Annotated in this window: 1 protein-coding gene; it reads right to left on the reverse strand. The window is 74.0% G+C overall.

Going from position 1 to position 1,335, the window contains the following annotated elements:
* A partial coding sequence (locus AB0I73_RS41345) for a polyketide synthase dehydratase domain-containing protein (protein ID WP_363045525.1) occupies positions 1-1,335 on the reverse strand: 1,335 nt, incomplete at both ends.

Genomic DNA, 1,335 nt, shown 5'->3' on the forward strand with positions numbered 1-1,335 from the left:
GACCGCCACCGCACCACGCGTCACCACCAGCAGCCGCGCGTCACCGTCCCGCTCCGCCGCCAGCCACTCCTGCAACCGCCCCAACACCCGCACGACGAGGTCGCGCGTGCCGTCGGCGTCGTCGGCGCTCAGCTCCCACACATCCATCCGGGGAGCATCGGCGTCCGGCGTCCCGGCCGGTACGGCCTTCGGCGCCCACTCCAGCCGGTAGAGCGGCGCGGCGCCGTCGGCGCCGGCGCCGTCCAACTGCTGCGCGGAGACCGAGCGCAGGACCAGCGAGCCGATGCGGCCCACGGGGACACCGATGCCGTCAGCCAGGTCCAGGGAGATCCTGCCGCCGTCGCCTGCGGCCATGCGTACGCGCAGCACCGGCGACCCGACGGCGAACAGTTCCACGTCGGTCCAGGCGAACGGCAGGCCGGGGCCCTCCAGGTCGGACACGCCGCCGGTCAAACCGATGGCGTGCAGGGCGGAGTCCAGCAGCGCCGGGTGCAGACCGAACCGGCCCGCCTGCTCCGCCGCCTCACCGGCCAGCCCGACCTCGACGAACAGTTCGTCGCCGCGGCGCCAGACCGCGCGCAGCCCCCGGAACACCGGGCCGTAGCCGTAACCCAGTTCGGCCAGGAAGTCGTACATGCCGTCGACGGACACGGCCTCCGCGCCCTGCGGCGGCCATTCGACCATGCCCACCGCGGTCTCTGCGATCCGCTGCGTGCTCTCGGCGACGAAGCCCGAGGCATGCAGGGTCCACGCGTCGTCGTTGTCGTCGCCCGCGGCCGTGGAGTGGATCGTCAGCGGGCGTCGGCCGTCCGGCTCCGCCGCGCCGACCACGATCTGCAGCGAGCGGGCGCCGCGCTCCGGCAGCACCAGCGGGGCCTGGATGGTGAGCTCGTCGAGCATCGGGCAGCCGGCACGCTCACCGGCATGCAGGGCGAGTTCGACGAACGCCGTGCCCGGCAGCAGCACCGATCCGAGGACGGCATGGTCCGCCAGCCACGGATGCGAGTCCAGCGACAGACGGCTGGTGAACAGCGACACGTCCTCACCGGCGACCGCGACCGAACCCGCCAGCAGCGGATGCTCGGACGTGCTCAGTCCGGCACCGGCCAGGTCGCCGGTGCGGTTGAAGTTCCGCGGCCAGTAGTGCTGGTGCTGGAAGGGGTAGGTGGGCAGGGCGGTGCGGCGGGCGCCGGTGCCGGCGTAGACGGTGTGCCAGTCGACGGTGACGCCGTGGCAGTGTGCCTCGGCCAGCGAGGCCAGCAGCCGCTCCACGCCGCCCTCGTCGCGGCGCAGGGTGCCCAGCGCGGCGGCCTCCGCCCCGACGTCCTCGATGGT

It is taken from the genome of Streptomyces sp. NPDC050388, from assembly GCF_040655635.1.
In the GTDB taxonomy this organism is placed as follows: Bacteria; Actinomycetota; Actinomycetes; order Streptomycetales; family Streptomycetaceae; genus Streptomyces.